The sequence below is a fragment of the Yersinia aleksiciae genome, from assembly GCF_001047675.1.
Lineage (GTDB): Bacteria > Pseudomonadota > Gammaproteobacteria > Enterobacterales > Enterobacteriaceae > Yersinia > Yersinia aleksiciae.
The window spans coordinates 850744-866371 of the sequence record NZ_CP011975.1 but is presented as its reverse complement, the minus strand read 5'-3'; the positions used below and the strand labels follow the sequence as shown (position 1 = coordinate 866371).

Sequence of the window (15628 nt, the reverse complement as noted above, 5' to 3'; positions counted from 1 at the left end):
ATAACCAAGAAAGTTTTTCTCCCTTGGAATTTATAGCCGTATTACGGAGGCCCCAAATGATTATTGGTATTCAAATTACTAAAGCTAGCAATGAAGCTCTATTGAACTCTTTCTGGCTGTTGGATGATGAAAAAGATGAACTGCGTTGTGTTTGCGCTAAATCAGGCTACGCAGAGGACCAGATCGTTCCAGCAAGTGAGTTGGGCCAGATCGAATATCGTGAAGTTCCACTGGAACTGCAACCTACTGTGCGTGTTGAAGGTGGTCAGCATTTGAACGTAAACGTTCTGCGCCGCGAAACACTGGAAGATGCAGTGAAAAACCCAGAAAAATATCCGCAGCTGACCATTCGTGTGTCCGGCTATGCAGTGCGTTTCAACTCACTGACACCAGAACAGCAACGTGATGTGATTACTCGTACTTTCACTGAAAGTCTGTAATTCTTATCACAACGATTTAGTGACAAAAGTCACAAGGGAGCTTCGGCTCCCTTTTTTGCTTATAAAAAAAGCCGCTATTGATAAGCGGCTTCTTAGTCAGGTTGCTGAATTAACCGGTACTCTTGGTATCTGGTTTTTCTTTCGGCTGACGGCGTTTACCCACGTTTTTAGCATCGCGGTGACGAACCTTCACTTTGGCTTTTTCTTTGCTAGCTTCTTTTAGTTCTTTACGTTTAGCCAAAACCTTTTTCGACGGCTTGCCGGTAGATTTTGAACTTGGCTCTTTACTGGTTGGGCGCAACTCATCAACAACACGTGGTTTCAGCGGTTCTTTGAGATAGCGTCCAATTCTGCCCAGTAATAAGTGGTCATGCGCTTCAACCAGTGAGATCGCTATACCTTTACGCCCCGCGCGGCCAGTACGGCCAATGCGGTGAAGGTAGACGTCAGCAGTCAGCGGCAAGTCAAAGTTGAATACGTGGCTGATGTCGTCGATATCCAAGCCGCGTGAAGCAACGTCAGTCGCTACTAACACATTCACTCGGCCATCACTTAAACGAATAACGGCTTCGGTACGTTTGGCCTGAACCATTTCGCCTTCAAGGAACCAGGCGTTGATCCCAGCTTCACGCAACCAACTGACCAGTTGATGTACCTTTTCACGGGTACGCACGAAAATGATAGATTTCTGCACTTCCGGTTGCTTGAGCAGATGCACCAGCAAAGCGGTTTTATGTTCGATATCGTCAGCGCGGTAGTACCATTGCTGAATTTTTTTGCGTTCACGGCGCGATGGGTCAGCTTCCAGCTCAACCGGTTCTTCGAGGATGCGTTCGGCAAACTCGCGAATGGCCTCGCCTTCCAGTGTCGCGGAGAACAGCAAAGTCTGTTTGCGCCAGCGGGTTTCTGCCGCGATGGTTTCGATATCCTGCGCAAAGCCCATATCAAGCATACGGTCAGCTTCGTCCAGAATCAGGGTCTCTACTGCGCGACAGTCAAAGTTCTCTTCTTTGATGTATTGCAGCAAGCGGCCAGTGGTAGCAACCACAATATCTTGATTCTCGCTAAAGACTTCCGCGTGGTTCATATAAGCCACACCACCGGTGATCGTCGCGATATCCAGTTGTGTATGCTTAGCCAGTTCACGGGCTTGATCCGCAACTTGCATTGCCAGTTCACGGGTCGGCGTTAGGATCAAAATCCGAGGCGGGCCAGATTTTTTGCGTGGGAAATCCAGCAAATGCTGCAAGGCTGGCAGCAAAAAGGCGGCAGTTTTGCCAGTACCTGTTGGAGCCGAACCCAATACATCACGTCCATCCATAGCTGGCGGAATAGCCGCAGCTTGAATGGCAGTTGGGCGCTCATAGCCTTTGTCGCGCAGTGCGTCAATCAGGCGTTCATCGAGATCGAGTTCGGAAAAATTGGTTACAGTCATGGTCTTCCTCTACTTGGGGCGCCGATTATAGACGGGTTAGCCGAATTCTTCACCTGTTTAAGCGGTAATGATGTCTTTTCCCTTCAATCATATTGTCCTATGCTACGCCGGTTATAGATTCTGGTGACTAATGTGGGCGAACAATTGAAAAAAAAACCGGTATTGCGTGGTGGTGGTTTCACTTTTAAACAATTTTTTGTGGCACATGATCGTTGTGCGATGAAAGTGGGCACCGACGGTGTGCTACTAGGTGCTTGGGTTCCGGTAGAAAAAGCCCGCAAAGTACTGGATATTGGCTGCGGCAGCGGGCTAATTGCCTTGATGATTGCTCAGCGTTCGTCATCAGAGGTATTGATTGATGGTGTTGAGCTAGAACCGGAGGCGGCGCAACAAGCAAGCAGCAACGCGGCGTTATCGCCCTGGTCTGAGCGAATTCGAATTTATGCGCAAAATGTGCATCAGTTTGCCGAAAACCATCCTCATCAGTATGACCTGATTGTCAGTAATCCACCTTATTTTGCCCCCGCAGTTGCCTGCCGGGATGAAGCCCGTGATACCGCACGTTACACCGGCTCCTTAACTCATGACGCTTTACTGAATTGCGCTGAGAAGCTTATCACAGAGGACGGCCTGTTTTGTGTGGTTTTACCTCAGGATTTAGGCACTGAACTCGCTCGTCTGGCGGTGCAAAAAAAGTGGTTTGTCCGCTGTCAGGTTGATATTCGGGATCGTCCCGGTAAACCCTTGCATCGAATGTTGCTGACGTTATCGCGCAAATCCAGTGAAACTGAGTACCAGAAATTGGATCTGCGCCAATCGGAAGGTGTGTACTCGCCTGAGTTCTGTGCGTTAATCAGTGATTTTTATCTTAACTATTAGTCTGGATATTAAGGCCACGGAGAAGAGATTGAAGCAGGGCGCATAGCCGGAACTGCGCCCTGAAATGCATTATGGATGGAGAATCGTCGGTTTCGGATTATCTATTTGATCAGGATAATCAAGTGTGTAATGCAAACCACGACTCTCTTTTCGGTCCATAGCACAACGCACAATTAACTCGGCAACCTGCACCAAATTACGTAATTCCAACAGATTGTTAGAGATACGGAAATTGGCATAATATTCATCAATCTCCTGCTGCAAGGTATTAATTCGGCGTAAGGCGCGCTCTAAGCGTTTAGTGGTCCGCACGATACCGACGTAGTCCCACATAAATAGGCGTAATTCATGCCAGTTATGCTGAATGACAACTCGTTCATCTGAGTTATCAACCCGGCTCTCATCCCAGTCCGGTAAATGCTTAGCCAGCTTGGCATGGGGTAAGCGTGTAAGAATATCCTCAGCGGCAGACCAGCCGTAAACCAGACACTCGAGCAGTGAGTTAGATGCCATACGGTTAGCGCCATGTAAGCCGGTATAGCTGACTTCACCAATGGCATATAACCCATCCAGATCGGTACGCCCGTGCTGGTCTACCATCACACCACCACAGGTATAATGTGCGGCCGGGACGATAGGAATGGCTTCTTTGGTCAGATCAATACCCAATGACAGTAGTTTTTCGTAAATCATCGGGAAGTGTTGTATCACGAAATCAGCGGGTTTATGGCTGATATCCAAATACATGCAATCTGCACCGAGGCGCTTCATTTCATGGTCTATCGCACGCGCGACGATATCACGTGGCGCAAGTTCACCCCGTGAGTCAAAATCAGGCATGAAACGGCTACCATCAGGGCGCTTAAGATAGGCACCCTCACCACGCAATGCTTCAGTCAATAAAAAGTTACGAGCTTGCGGATGGAACAGGCAGGTTGGGTGAAATTGATTGAATTCCAGGTTAGCAACTCGACATCCAGCACGCCAGGCCATGGCAATGCCATCTCCAGAGGAGATATCTGGGTTAGTCGTATATTGATAAACTTTCGCCGCGCCACCAGTTGCTAACACGACAGCTTTAGCCCGAAAAGTTTCAACTTTTTCTAACTCGCGGTTCCAGATGTAAGCGCCAACTACGCGTTTAGTCCCCGTCAGGCCAATTTTGTTGGATGTGATAAGGTCGACTGCATTGCAGCGCTCTTTAACTAAAATATTAGGGTGGGTACTTGCTTTACCTACGAGTGTAGTTTCTACTTCTTTACCTGTAGCATCAGCGGTATGCAGAATACGGCGATGGCTATGACCGCCTTCGCGTGTAAGGTGATAGCGTTCTTCGCCGCTGGCACTGGTTTCAGTATCAAATAGGACGCCTTGATCAATCAGCCATTGCACGCAAGAGCGGGCGTTGCTAGCAATAAATTCTACGGCGTCCTTGTCACAAAGCCCGGCCCCGGCAATCAGGGTGTCATCGACATGTGAACTGATGCTGTCGGTTTCATCAAAAACGGCAGCAATTCCTCCCTGAGCATAAAAAGTGGCACCTTCATTAAGTGGCCCTTTACTCAGAACGGTAACTTTACAATGTGGCGCGAGGCGTAATGCTAATGACAAACCGGCAGCGCCACTCCCGATGATCAATACATCGCTAACGTGTTCAGATGATGATTGCATATCGTATGATGTGTGCAGAAGAAGAGGGAATTTCATGTTAGCCTATCTGCCAGAGCAAAAGCTATGGCTATAAGATGTCTAAATAATATTCAGACAAAAAATCTGGCAACATGGAACTTTGCAATTTTTATAAACTCCAAGCGTGTGCTTGCTCAGGAAAATAAAGATATGGCTGGCAGTACTATTTTTAGCGTGGGGATAGATTTCGGGAGAGTTCACCTCGGATGAGCGAGCAGTTAACGGATCAGATGCTGGTTGAACGGGTCCAGAAAGGTGATCAGCAATCGTTCAATTTACTGGTAATTCGATACCAGCATAAGGTTGCGAGCCTCGTATCCCGATACGTGCCTCAGGGCGATGTCCCTGATGTAGTGCAGGAATCTTTTATTAAGGCGTATCGCGCATTGGCATCATTCCGTGGCGATAGTGCTTTCTATACGTGGCTTTACCGTATTGCTGTCAATACAGCAAAAAATTACTTAGTCGCTCAGGGGCGGCGCCCGCCATCCAGTGATGTGGATGCAAATGATGCTGAAAATTACGAAAATGCGGGTGCATTGAAAGAAATATCGAACCCTGAGAACTTAATGTTGTCTGAAGAGTTAAGGCAGATAGTTTTTAAAACCATAGAGTCACTTCCTGAAGATCTCCGTATGGCGATTACACTCAGGGAGTTAGATGGTCTAAGCTATGAAGAGATAGCTGAAATTATGGACTGTCCGGTGGGTACTGTTCGTTCCCGTATCTTCCGCGCCAGAGAAGCTATCGATAACAAAGTTCAGCCGCTGATTCAGCGTTAAGCGGACACATAAAGGGTATTTGGCATGCAGAAAGAAAAGCTTTCCGCTCTGATGGACGGAGAAACTCTTGATAGTGAGCTGCTTGGTTCTTTATCGAAAGATAAAGCATTGCAGCAGAGCTGGCAGAGCTATCATTTAATCCGTGATACCCTGCGGGGGGATGTTGGTGAGGTCTTGCATCTGGATATCGCCAGCCGTGTCGCAGAGGCGCTCAAAAACGAGCCAACTCGTTTTGCTCCTATTGCTGTGCCTGAATCTCAGCCACAACCACATACCTGGCAGAAAATGCCTTTCTGGCACAAAGTTCGCCCGTGGGCCAGCCAGATTACGCAAGTGGGTGTGGCAGCCTGTGTTTCGCTAGCCGTGATTGTTGGGGTTCAGCAATATAACCAACCTGCGTCTGGTAATTTGCAGCCAGAATCACCTGCATTTAATACGTTACCGATGATGGGTAAAGCTTCACCAGTCAGTTTTGGTGTACCTGCTGATGGCTCTTTCGGAACTTCTCAACAACATCAAGTTCAAGAGCAGCGTCGGCGCGTCAATATGATGACCCAGTTGCAAGATTTTGAATTGCAACGTCGTTTACCACAAACTGATGTGTTGCAGCAGCCTTCGACATCAACGCAAGCAGCAATTCAGGTCCCTGGCACTCAGTCCTTAGGAATGCAGCAGCAGTAATGAAGCAATTTTGGTTTTCCGTTTGTTTATTGGCGGGCAGCCTATTCATGCCAACACTAGCTTCGGCGGATACTGCGCCGATAGCTATGTTGCAGGAAATGAGTACTGCCAGCCAATCGCTCAATTATGAGCTATCGTATATCAATGTTAACAAGCAAGGGATTGATTCTCTTCGCTATCGACATGCTATTTTAGATAAAAAAACCTTGGCGCAATTACTGCGTATGGATGGTCCACGTACTGAGATCTTACAGCGTGGAAATGAAATAAGTTATTTCGAACCAGGTTTTGACTCTTTCACCCTTGCCGGTGAGCATATAGTTGATGCATTGCCTTCTGTTGTTTTCCCCGATTTTGAAAAACTATCAAAATATTATAACTATATTGCGCTTGGTCGTGCCCGTGTAGCGGATAGGCCATGTCAGGTTATTCGGGTGGTATCCCGTGACAGTACACGCTATAGCTATATTATTTGGATGGATGAGACAACTAAACTTCCGATGCGAATAGACCTGCTAGACAAGGACGGTGAAACACTTGAGCAGTTTCGTGTGATCTCTTTTGCTATCGGGGAGCCTATCCAGGAGATTCTGAAGGGCTTGGTCAAACTCTCATTGCCACCTTTGCTGGCATTACCCGCTAAAACCAAAGTAGATTTCACTTGGGCTCCGCGCTGGTTACCAGAAGGTGTTACTGAGATTTCGCGTAGCCGCCGTACTTTGCCGAATATGGATACGCCGACGGAATCACGGCTCTATACTGATGGCCTATTTAGTTTTTCGGTGAATGTGAACCCGTTGAGTAAAGATGTTCCTTCAGAACAATCATTACGTCAGGGGCGTCGTACTGTTCATACTGAAGCTCGCAACAATGTAGAAATCACTGTAGTTGGTGAACTACCACCGGCAACAGCGAAACGTATTGCCGATAGTGTGGTTCTGGAGTCTGCGAAATGATGAAAGAGTGGGCCACAGTTATCTCGTGGAAGAATGGAATTGCGCTTCTACGTTGTGAGCCACAATCTGGTTGTGGAAGTTGTAATGCGCGTAGCGGCTGTGGTAGTCATCTGTTAAATGAATTGGGGCCAGAATCTGATCATCAATTACAAATATCGATTTCACAACCGCTTGAGCCTGGGCAGAGAGTTGAAGTTGGAATTAGCGAAGGCAGCTTATTACGTTCTGCCTCTTTGGTATATTTAACCCCATTAGCAGGGTTAATTGCTGGTGGGGCTTTGTTCCAAGCGTTATTTGTTACCGATGCTTTTACTGCGCTTGGTGCTATTTCAGGGGCTAGCTTAGGCTTTTTGTTAGCCAAGAAATTGGCAGCCAGAATCGAAGGGCAGAGTGATTACCAGCCTACAGTCTTACAAATTGGTTTACCTCCAACGGCTATACGAATTCAGCAAGAGCAATAATTCATTATCTTAATCTTAGCCATAATAGGCGGGGATGCGGTTTTGTATCATGTGTTCAATTAAAGCAATAAATAGATCAGCACTGATAAGTGCTGAATAGTCTAATGAAAATAGTAGGTTACCTTCTGCACCAAATAATCGGACTTTGTCATAACGCTTTTCTCTAGAGATCTCGATACGTAAAATATCTTCGATATAAATAGTACCTCCTGTAGTCATCAGTGCGTGTGCACTTAGAGTCAGCGGAATCGTATCCATCTGAATACTTTTCACCTTAATGATATTTAAAACACCATTAATTATCGGTATATTTAACCAGTTATCATTCTTCTTGATCAGATCAAATACAACACTTTTACCTAGAGACAAAGTATTTAAACTGACTACACCAACATGCATAACTTGCTGATGAATTATTGTATTTATAAGTGGGTAAGCATTACTTATATTGTTAACTATAATATTCCATGGCTGAAGTTTTGATGTGCGAAAGGCCATGGTATTAATTCTTCCATTAGAATTTATGCCAGTGTGATATTTATGAATGTATTTGATTTTATTAAATGGGATGAAATAGACATTGCCATTGCAATGATTAAATACACGTACACCTTTCTCATAAAGAAAATAGGTAAATACAGAACTACTATTTGAACGAAAATAAAATGTTAAAATCAATAATATAGCTAAGAGAGCGAGACATAAAATAGCGATAAGAAATGGCGTTGAGAATATAGAAGTTTTTATAGATACAGTAATGAGTAAAACAATAAGTGCTGATGTAATTATTGTTGCAAAGATAGTTAACTTTGATTTTTCATTTTTAAACTCATGGCGGCTAAGTATTTTTCCTTCGTCAATCATAATATTCTCCATATGGCCGCCAAGAGGATATTTCACTTGGTTGATATTTGTAACTCTAGGTTATTTCTCAATGAGGTAAATGAGCATTTTCCTAAAGTGAGTTAATAAAGATTTATACTCAAAAATAGAAATTATTGACTGCCATTAATCATGACAATGATGTTGCCTACCACGCTGATTATTTTCAGTAAAATATGTATCAAAGCTATAAATTAGAGCTTGTAGGCACAAAATAGCTATGGATATTGTCTGTTGTTATCAGATATCGGATAGAAATGGTTGTATGGCTAGGCCGTATCAATTGCCGCTAACGGTAAGGTGTGGATACATTTTAACAGAGTGAATCCGCGAACAAGCTAAGTGTGATGCCTTTCACGAGGCTAACTTACAGTGTAAGATGCGTGCATATTTATGTGGGTAGTTTTGGGTTTGAGTCCATCGCTGTGTCCACCAATAATTAATTAAAGACAACGACTAGAGAAAAATTCATATAAATGAAGCACATAAGAAACTTTTCTATTATTGCCCATATTGACCACGGTAAATCGACACTGTCGGACCGTATTATTCAGATTTGTGGCGGATTATCAGAGCGTGAAATGGCCGCTCAAGTGCTCGATTCTATGGATCTGGAGCGTGAGCGTGGTATTACCATCAAGGCACAGAGTGTGACCCTTGATTATCATGCTAAGGATGGTCAAACCTATCAACTCAACTTTATTGATACCCCCGGTCACGTTGACTTCTCTTATGAAGTTTCCCGCTCTTTGGCGGCCTGTGAAGGGGCTCTGTTGGTGGTGGATGCAGGGCAGGGCGTTGAAGCACAGACGCTGGCAAACTGCTACACCGCGATGGAAATGAATCTGGAAGTTGTTCCGGTTCTGAACAAAATTGACTTGCCTGCTGCTGATCCTGAACGTGTCGCTGAAGAGATCGAAGATATTGTCGGTATCGATGCGACTGATGCTGTTCGTTGTTCAGCCAAAACGGGGGTTGGTGTACCTGATATTCTTGAGCGTTTGGTCCGTGATATCCCACCACCGGAAGGCGATCCAGACGGCCCATTGCAGGCGCTGATTATCGACTCTTGGTTTGATAACTATTTAGGCGTTGTGTCATTAATCCGTATCAAAAACGGTTCATTGCGCAAAGGCGACAAAGTTAAGGTGATGAGCACCGGCCAGAGCTATAACGCTGAGCGTTTGGGTATCTTCACGCCAAAACGGATTGACCGTGATGTCCTTAACTGTGGTGAAGTAGGCTGGTTGGTCTGTGCGATTAAAGACATTCTCGGCGCGCCAGTCGGCGATACCTTGACCTTAACCCGTAACCCGGCTGAGAAATCATTGCCTGGTTTTAAGAAAGTTAAGCCGCAGGTTTACGCGGGTCTGTTCCCGATTAGCTCAGATGATTATGAAGCCTTCCGTGATGCACTTGGTAAGTTAAGTCTTAACGACGCTTCTCTGTTCTACGAGCCAGAAAGCTCGACAGCATTGGGCTTTGGTTTCCGTTGTGGTTTCCTTGGCTTACTGCATATGGAAATCATCCAGGAACGTCTGGAGCGCGAATACGATCTGGAACTTATCACCACGGCACCAACAGTGGTGTACGAAGTGGTCACCACCAGTCAAGAAACGGTTTATGTTGATAGCCCTTCCAAGCTACCCGCTTTGAATAATATTGAAGAGCTGCGCGAACCTATTGCTGAATGCCATATGTTGTTGCCACAGGAGTATCTGGGTAACGTCATTACGTTATGTATCGAAAAGCGTGGTATGCAGACCAATATGGTTTACCACGGTAACCAAGTTGCGTTGACGTATGAAATTCCAATGGCTGAAGTGGTGCTTGATTTCTTCGACCGCCTGAAATCAACCTCTCGCGGTTATGCTTCACTGGATTACAATTTCAAACGCTTCCAGACCTCTGACATGGTCCGTGTTGATGTATTAATCAACAACGAACGTGTAGATGCATTGGCATTGATTACCCATCGCGACAATGCGCAGTACCGCGGTCGTGATCTGGTTGAGAAAATGAAAGAGCTGATCCCACGCCAGCAATTCGATATTGCTATTCAGGCAGCTATCGGTAACCACATCATTGCCCGCTCAACAGTGAAACAGTTACGTAAAAACGTACTGGCGAAGTGTTATGGCGGTGACGTTAGCCGTAAGAAAAAACTTCTGCAGAAACAGAAAGATGGTAAGAAACGTATGAAGCAGGTCGGTAACGTTGAATTACCGCAAGAGGCTTTCCTGGCTATTCTGCACGTCGGAAAAGACAGTAAATAAGGAGTTTTGATGGCTAATATGTTCGCTTTGATTTTAGCGATAGCAACGCTATTGACAGGAATTATCTGGTGCTTCGAGCGCTTTAAATGGGGGCCAGCCCGTCAGGCGAAAATTGCGGCAGTGCATGCGCAAACAGCGGAGATCAAGGCACAAACGGGCTGCGCGGTAGATAATAAAACGTTATCGCAGGCGGCGAGACAGCCAGGCTGGATTGAGACTTGTGCCTCAGTTTTCCCAGTATTAGCGCTGGTATTTATCGTACGTTCGTTTATTTACGAACCTTTCCAGATTCCGTCTGGTTCGATGATGCCAACGTTATTGATCGGCGATTTCATTTTGGTTGAGAAGTTTGCTTACGGCATTAAAGATCCGATAACGCAAACGACACTGATCCCTACCGGGCATCCGAAACGCGGCGATATTGCTGTGTTTAAATATCCGCTCGATCCGCGAGTGGACTACATCAAACGTGTAGTGGGTTTGCCGGGTGATCGGGTTAGTTATAATCCAATCAGCAAAGAAGTGACAATTCAGCCTGCGTGCAACACCGGCACTTCTTGCGATAGTGCGTTGCCGATTACTTACAGTACGTCAGAGCCAAGTGATTTTGTGCAGACATTCCGCTATAGCGGGAATGGTGAGGCTTCTGCTGGGTTCTTCCAGATCCCAACCAATCAGGCAGTGCCTGATGGTGGTGTGCGTCTGCGTGAGCGTAGCGAGACGTTAGGGACAGTTGCACACCATATTTTGACAGTTCCAGGGCGTCAGGATCAGATTGGTGGTTATTATCAGCAGCCTAATCAGCCTCTCGGGGTTTGGGTAGTGCCGGAAGGCCATTACTTTATGATGGGCGACAACCGCGATAATAGCGCAGATAGCCGCTATTGGGGCTTTGTGCCAGAACGTAATCTGGTGGGTAAGGCTACGGCTATTTGGATGAGTTTTGAAAAGCAAGAAGGTGAATGGCCAACGGGCGTGCGTTTAAGTCGGATTGGTGGTGTTCATTAATATCGGCTACCTAAAGTCATTGGCGTGGTAGCAGGTCGTTGCTAACACATCCCGATGATCTGACAAATGTCAGTGATTCGGGTGTGGAAGTCGCTACCACCGCGGTGAGTTCAGGTGAGCAGGGTATTTAAACGCAGCATTATATTCCAACTCGTTGTAGAATAACCTTTCGAGCGATAAAAGTTGGCTCTTTTATGGGGGCCACTGCAAACGAAACAGTTTTGTCCTGATATTTTTTGGTGGATCAGACCTGTTCCGTGTGCTGTAGTTTTTGACGCATTCTTGATCTATTGGTAACTCATGAACCCCATCGTAATAAACAGGCTACAGCGGAAGCTGGGCTACACTTTTCAACAGCAGGAGCTCTTGCTGCAAGCACTGACTCATCGTAGCGCCAGTAGCAAACACAATGAGCGTTTGGAGTTCCTGGGTGACTCTATATTAAGTTTTGTTATCGCCAATGAGCTGTATCGCCGTTTTCCCCGAGTGGATGAAGGGGATATGAGCCGGATGCGTGCAACATTGGTCAGAGGCAATACGCTCGCCGAAATGGCCCGTGAGTTTGACCTTGGTGAATGTTTACGCCTTGGGCCGGGCGAATTGAAGAGTGGTGGTTTTCGCCGCGAATCAATTCTAGCGGATACGGTAGAAGCCTTGATTGGCGGTATATTCTTAGATAGCGATATACATATGATTGAACGGCTGATTCTCGACTGGTATCGCAGTCGGTTAGAGGAAATCAGCCCCGGTGATAAGCAGAAAGACCCAAAAACGCGCCTGCAAGAGTATTTGCAGGGCCGTCATCTGCCATTGCCTTCTTATCTGGTCGTGCAGGTTCGCGGTGAAGCACATGACCAGGAATTTACTATCCACTGCCAGGTGAGTGGCTTGAATGAACCAGTAATAGGTACTGGCTCAAGTCGACGTAAAGCTGAGCAGGCGGCAGCGGAACAAGCGCTGAAACAGTTGGAGCTTGAATGAGCGAAGTAGAAAAAACGTATTGTGGCTTTATTGCAATTGTAGGTCGCCCGAATGTGGGTAAATCTACTTTGCTGAATGAATTGTTGGGGCAAAAGATCTCCATCACTTCACGTAAACCGCAAACCACACGCCACCGTATTATGGGGATCCATACTGAAGGGCCTTATCAGGCTATTTATGTTGATACCCCCGGGCTGCATATTGAAGAAAAACGCGCCATTAACCGCTTAATGAATCGCGCGGCAAGCAGCTCACTCGGTGATGTGGAATTAGTGATTTTTGTGGTTGAAGGCACCAATTGGACTGCCGACGACGAAATGGTGGTTAATAAGCTGCGCAGTTTACAATGCCCGGTATTATTGGCGATCAACAAAGTTGATAACGTAACAGACAAAAGCAAACTTTTGCCGCATATCCAGTTCTTAAGCCAGCAGATGAACTTCCTTGATGTTGTGCCGATCTCCGCTGAGAAAGGGATGAACGTGGATACTATCGCTGGCATCGTGCGCAAGCTTATGCCGGAAGCTGAACATCACTTCCCGGAAGATTACATCACTGACCGCTCCCAGCGTTTTATGGCGTCAGAAATCATTCGTGAAAAGCTGATGCGCTTTTTGGGTGAGGAGTTACCTTACTCAGTGACGGTTGAGATTGAACAATTTGTACCAAACGAACGTGGGGGCTATAACATCCACGGGTTGATTTTGGTTGAGCGCGAAGGCCAGAAAAAAATGGTCATCGGCAACAAAGGTTCAAAAATCAAGACCATCGGTATTGAAGCCCGTCAGGACATGGAAAAAATGTTCGAGGCTAAAGTGCATCTTGAGCTGTGGGTGAAAGTGAAATCAGGCTGGGCAGATGACGAACGTGCATTGCGCAGCTTAGGCTATACCGACGACCTGAAGTAAGGCCGCCAATGGACGGTTGGCAGCGCGCATTTGTCCTGCATGGGCGACCTTACAGTGAAACCAGTTTGATGCTGGATCTCTTCACTGAAGGGGAAGGCCGTATGCGGGTGTTGGCAAAAGGTGCGCGGGGTCGCCGCTCCAATCTAAAAGGCTGCTTGCAGCCTTTTACGCCTTTACTGGTTCGCTGGACCGGTCGCGGTGAAGTCAAAACATTGCGCAGTGCCGAACCTGTATCACTCGCTCTCCCATTGAGTGGATCTATGTTGTACAGCGGCTTATATGTCAACGAGCTGCTTTCTCGCGTGTTAGAACACCAAACCAATTACTCCGCTTTATTTTTCGACTATCTACACTGCTTGCAATCATTGGCTGGCAGCGATGGCACGCCTGAATATGCATTGCGCCAGTTTGAATTAGCGATATTAGCTCATCTTGGCTATGGTGTTGATTTTCTTCATTGTGCGGGTAGCGGACAACCGGTATCGGACACCATGACCTACCGTTATCGGGAAGAAAAGGGCTTTATTGCCAGTCTGGTTATCGACCATTACAGCTTTACCGGCCGCCAATTACTGGCGTTGGCTAATCGTGAATTCCCTGATGCCGATACTTTGCGTGCCGCCAAGCGATTCACCCGCATTGCCCTGAAGCCCTATCTGGGCGGTAAGCCACTAAAAAGTCGCGAACTGTTTCGCCAATTTGTGATTAAACCGCCAGCTGAACCCTTAGCCTAGCGCAAGCCTTCATTATTTAAGCTCCCCATTGCCAATTTTCACTTATTGCAGCCAGTCGACTCGGTGTAAACTGCGAGGCACTTATGTGTTTCATAGCAGGCTTTTTGCGTGCTTATTGACCTAATCAAGATGCATCCATAACTGGAGGGCTGTCATGGCTGATTTGTTGCTGGGCGTTAATATTGATCACATCGCGACATTACGAAATGCACGTGGGACCATTTACCCCGATCCTGTTCAGGCTGCGTTTATCGCCGAACAAGCCGGTGCTGACGGTATTACTGTGCATTTACGTGAAGATCGTCGCCATATCACGGATCGCGATGTACGCATCTTGCGTCAGACCATCCAGACCCGTATGAATCTGGAAATGGCAGTCACTGATGAAATGGTGGGTATTGCCTGTGAGTTACAACCACACTTTTGCTGTTTGGTGCCGGAAAAACGCCAAGAAGTGACAACCGAAGGCGGTCTGGATGTCGCTGGGCAAATCGACAAAATGACGGTAGCGGTCAGCCGATTAACTGAGGCGGGCATTTTGGTATCACTGTTTATCGATGCCGATATGCGCCAGATCGATGCGGCGGTTACCGTCGGTGCCCCTTATATTGAAATCCATACGGGCGCTTATGCGGATGCCACCACCGATTTAGCGCGTCAGGCCGAATTAGTGCGGATCACGAAAGCTGCGACTTATGCGGCTGGCAAAGGGCTAAAGGTCAATGCGGGTCATGGCCTGACTTACCACAATGTGCAACCGATCGCCGCCTTACCCGAAATGCACGAGCTGAATATTGGTCATGCCATTATAGGTCAGGCAGTGATGACCGGCCTTGCCGCTGCGGTTAGCGATATGAAAGTATTGATGCGGGAAGCGCGTCGTTAATGGCTATCCTTGGCTTAGGCACTGATATTGTTGAGATTTCAAGGATAGAGGCTGTAGTTGAACGTAGTGGCGACAGGCTGGCACGGCGTATCCTTAGCCCATCTGAATGGCAACATTATCAGCAGCACCAGCAACCCATCCGTTTTCTGGCTAAACGGTTTGCGGTGAAAGAGGCGGCGGCCAAAGCATTTGGCACCGGTATCCGTAACGGCCTGGCGTTTAATCAGTTTGAAGTGGTTAACGATGTATTGGGTAAGCCGACTCTACATTTGCATCAGCGGGCAGCTGAATTGGCTGCCGAGTTAGGGGTCAAATCCCTGCATGTCACTTTAGCCGATGAGCGGCGTTATGCCTGCGCGACAGTGATTATCGAAAGTTAGCGCGACTTTACCGTAAACGGCGAGCAAAGAGAAACGAAAGGCGAGCATGAAAATGCCGCCTTTTTTTATTGCTATCTGAACCCCTTCTGAAATCCCCTGCGTGACTCTCAATATCTCTCTGTATGTCTTCACTTATCTGGCTTGATGCTGGGTGGTCATTAACCTCAATAAATCTTTATTTTGCGATCTGTCCGACAAGTTGGTTAACCAAAACTTCATTTGGTTGCCCAATTAATGATACTTGTAATAC

General features: G+C 46.7%; 16 protein-coding genes. 13 read left to right on the top strand and 3 right to left on the bottom strand.

Going from position 1 to position 15628, the window contains the following annotated elements; genetic code table 11:
- The first annotated feature begins 56 nt into the window (after positions 1–56).
- Entirely contained in the window at positions 57–440 is a 384-nt protein-coding gene (gene grcA / locus ACZ76_RS04045; protein ID WP_048617046.1) for an autonomous glycyl radical cofactor GrcA, read from the top strand.
- 109 nt (positions 441–549) lie between these two features.
- Here the strand turns inward: grcA and srmB are convergent, their stop codons facing one another.
- Entirely contained in the window at positions 550–1875 is a 1326-nt protein-coding gene (srmB, locus tag ACZ76_RS04040; protein WP_048617044.1) for an ATP-dependent RNA helicase SrmB, read from the bottom strand.
- A gap of 132 nt (positions 1876–2007) precedes the next feature.
- Between srmB and trmN the strand changes: the two genes are divergently transcribed.
- On the top strand, positions 2008–2754 hold the full coding sequence (gene trmN / locus ACZ76_RS04035; RefSeq protein WP_048617042.1) for a tRNA(1)(Val) (adenine(37)-N(6))-methyltransferase TrmN: 747 nt from the start codon (positions 2008–2010) through the stop codon (positions 2752–2754).
- Between the two features lie 69 nt (positions 2755–2823).
- Here the strand turns inward: trmN and nadB are convergent, their stop codons facing one another.
- Complete coding sequence (gene nadB / locus ACZ76_RS04030) at positions 2824–4425, bottom strand: L-aspartate oxidase (RefSeq protein ID WP_172666810.1); 1602 nt, start codon at positions 4423–4425, stop codon at positions 2824–2826.
- Between the two features lie 224 nt (positions 4426–4649).
- On the opposite strand from nadB, the gene rpoE reads away from it, so the two are divergent.
- From rpoE to rseC, 4 genes are read left to right on the top strand one after another with little or no spacing between them, the layout of a single operon-like run.
- On the top strand, positions 4650–5225 hold the full coding sequence (rpoE, locus tag ACZ76_RS04025; RefSeq protein WP_032813901.1) for an RNA polymerase sigma factor RpoE: 576 nt from the start codon (positions 4650–4652) through the stop codon (positions 5223–5225).
- Positions 5226–5249: 24 nt separating this feature from the next.
- Positions 5250–5906, top strand: coding sequence for an anti-sigma-E factor RseA (rseA, locus tag ACZ76_RS04020; RefSeq protein WP_048617037.1), 657 nt, complete (start codon positions 5250–5252; stop codon positions 5904–5906).
- Positions 5906–6862 (top strand): sigma-E factor regulatory protein RseB, encoded by a 957-nt coding sequence (gene rseB, locus ACZ76_RS04015; protein ID WP_048617035.1) that lies wholly within the window; start codon positions 5906–5908, stop codon positions 6860–6862. Before rseA ends, rseB begins: the two co-directional genes overlap by 1 nt.
- Positions 6859–7323, top strand: coding sequence for a SoxR-reducing system protein RseC (rseC, locus tag ACZ76_RS04010; protein WP_048617034.1), 465 nt, complete (start codon positions 6859–6861; stop codon positions 7321–7323). Before rseB ends, rseC begins: the two co-directional genes overlap by 4 nt.
- A gap of 15 nt (positions 7324–7338) precedes the next feature.
- Here the strand turns inward: rseC and ACZ76_RS04005 are convergent, their stop codons facing one another.
- Positions 7339–8187, bottom strand: coding sequence for a hypothetical protein (locus ACZ76_RS04005; RefSeq protein WP_048617032.1), 849 nt, complete (start codon positions 8185–8187; stop codon positions 7339–7341).
- Between the two features lie 494 nt (positions 8188–8681).
- Between ACZ76_RS04005 and lepA the strand changes: the two genes are divergently transcribed.
- The 7 genes from lepA to acpS all read left to right on the top strand — a co-directional run bounded on the left by lepA (position 8682) and on the right by acpS (position 15378).
- A complete protein-coding gene (gene lepA, locus ACZ76_RS04000; protein ID WP_005274238.1) occupies positions 8682–10481 on the top strand; it encodes a translation elongation factor 4 in 1800 nt (599 codons plus the stop codon).
- A 9-nt stretch (positions 10482–10490) separates the two neighbouring features.
- Positions 10491–11489 (top strand): signal peptidase I, encoded by a 999-nt coding sequence (gene lepB / locus ACZ76_RS03995; RefSeq protein ID WP_048617030.1) that lies wholly within the window; start codon positions 10491–10493, stop codon positions 11487–11489.
- A gap of 300 nt (positions 11490–11789) precedes the next feature.
- Positions 11790–12470: a ribonuclease III gene (gene rnc / locus ACZ76_RS03990; protein ID WP_019212212.1), complete on the top strand. Its 681-nt coding sequence runs from the start codon at positions 11790–11792 to the stop codon at positions 12468–12470.
- Positions 12467–13378: a GTPase Era gene (gene era / locus ACZ76_RS03985; protein WP_048617027.1), complete on the top strand. Its 912-nt coding sequence runs from the start codon at positions 12467–12469 to the stop codon at positions 13376–13378. Before rnc ends, era begins: the two co-directional genes overlap by 4 nt.
- 8 nt (positions 13379–13386) lie before the next feature.
- Positions 13387–14112: a DNA repair protein RecO gene (recO, locus tag ACZ76_RS03980; RefSeq protein WP_048617025.1), complete on the top strand. Its 726-nt coding sequence runs from the start codon at positions 13387–13389 to the stop codon at positions 14110–14112.
- 154 nt (positions 14113–14266) lie between these two features.
- Positions 14267–14998: a pyridoxine 5'-phosphate synthase gene (pdxJ, locus tag ACZ76_RS03975; RefSeq protein ID WP_048617023.1), complete on the top strand. Its 732-nt coding sequence runs from the start codon at positions 14267–14269 to the stop codon at positions 14996–14998.
- Positions 14998–15378, top strand: a complete 381-nt coding sequence (acpS, locus tag ACZ76_RS03970) for a holo-ACP synthase (RefSeq protein WP_048617021.1) — start codon at positions 14998–15000, stop codon at positions 15376–15378. The genes pdxJ and acpS overlap by 1 nt, the downstream gene beginning before the upstream one ends.
- Positions 15379–15628 lie beyond the last annotated feature (250 nt).

Coding starts and splice junctions, on each gene's coding strand:
- grcA (WP_048617046.1), top strand. CDS start 57: ATGATTATTGGTATTCAAATTACTAAAGCTAGCAATGAAGCTCTATTG.
- srmB (WP_048617044.1), bottom strand. CDS start 1,875: ATGACTGTAACCAATTTTTCCGAACTCGATCTCGATGAACGCCTGATT.
- nadB (WP_172666810.1), bottom strand. CDS start 4,425: ATGCAATCATCATCTGAACACGTTAGCGATGTATTGATCATCGGGAGT.
- rpoE (WP_032813901.1), top strand. CDS start 4,650: ATGAGCGAGCAGTTAACGGATCAGATGCTGGTTGAACGGGTCCAGAAA.
- rseA (WP_048617037.1), top strand. CDS start 5,250: ATGCAGAAAGAAAAGCTTTCCGCTCTGATGGACGGAGAAACTCTTGAT.
- rseB (WP_048617035.1), top strand. CDS start 5,906: ATGAAGCAATTTTGGTTTTCCGTTTGTTTATTGGCGGGCAGCCTATTC.
- rseC (WP_048617034.1), top strand. CDS start 6,859: ATGATGAAAGAGTGGGCCACAGTTATCTCGTGGAAGAATGGAATTGCG.
- ACZ76_RS04005 (WP_048617032.1), bottom strand. CDS start 8,187: ATGATTGACGAAGGAAAAATACTTAGCCGCCATGAGTTTAAAAATGAA.
- lepA (WP_005274238.1), top strand. CDS start 8,682: ATGAAGCACATAAGAAACTTTTCTATTATTGCCCATATTGACCACGGT.
- lepB (WP_048617030.1), top strand. CDS start 10,491: ATGGCTAATATGTTCGCTTTGATTTTAGCGATAGCAACGCTATTGACA.
- rnc (WP_019212212.1), top strand. CDS start 11,790: ATGAACCCCATCGTAATAAACAGGCTACAGCGGAAGCTGGGCTACACT.
- era (WP_048617027.1), top strand. CDS start 12,467: ATGAGCGAAGTAGAAAAAACGTATTGTGGCTTTATTGCAATTGTAGGT.
- recO (WP_048617025.1), top strand. CDS start 13,387: ATGGACGGTTGGCAGCGCGCATTTGTCCTGCATGGGCGACCTTACAGT.
- pdxJ (WP_048617023.1), top strand. CDS start 14,267: ATGGCTGATTTGTTGCTGGGCGTTAATATTGATCACATCGCGACATTA.
- acpS (WP_048617021.1), top strand. CDS start 14,998: ATGGCTATCCTTGGCTTAGGCACTGATATTGTTGAGATTTCAAGGATA.